The sequence below is a fragment of the Streptomyces lancefieldiae genome (assembly GCF_031845825.1).
Taxonomy (GTDB): Bacteria; Actinomycetota; Actinomycetes; order Streptomycetales; family Streptomycetaceae; genus Streptomyces; species Streptomyces lancefieldiae.
Window position 1 is genome coordinate 1 of record NZ_JAVRFH010000408.1, and the last position, 392, is coordinate 392.

Genomic DNA, 392 nt, shown 5'->3' on the forward strand with positions numbered 1-392 from the left:
TTGTTTATAGCAGTGAATTTTTGATTAGAATAAAAATATTTATAAACATTATTTTCATAGTCACTATTATAGCAATTAAAGAAAATTTTATTTTCTTTTTCTGTTGAAGAACAATCGAAATCACCATTAATTAAGTATTCAGGAATATTTTTCAAACCAGTATCGGTATCTATATCTTTGGCTTGGTAGTTAAAATTAATAGTTTGAATGAATGGTGCAGGATAGTGAACACTCGCCACAGAGATCACTACATATTCATTAGACAGTTTATAAATTTGAGGCATCATTCCTGGGGAAATGTTTAATTTTTTTATATTTCCATTGTTGTAGAGAATCAACCCTTCATCACTTTCTTGGAAGTACTTATTTCCACCTAATGCAAATCCATACGC

The 392-nt window shown here is 28.8% G+C and carries 1 protein-coding gene; it reads right to left on the bottom strand.

The genetic code is table 11. From position 1 onward, the window contains the following. A partial coding sequence (locus RM812_RS42730; RefSeq protein WP_311586506.1) for a hypothetical protein occupies positions 1–392 on the bottom strand: 392 nt, incomplete at both ends.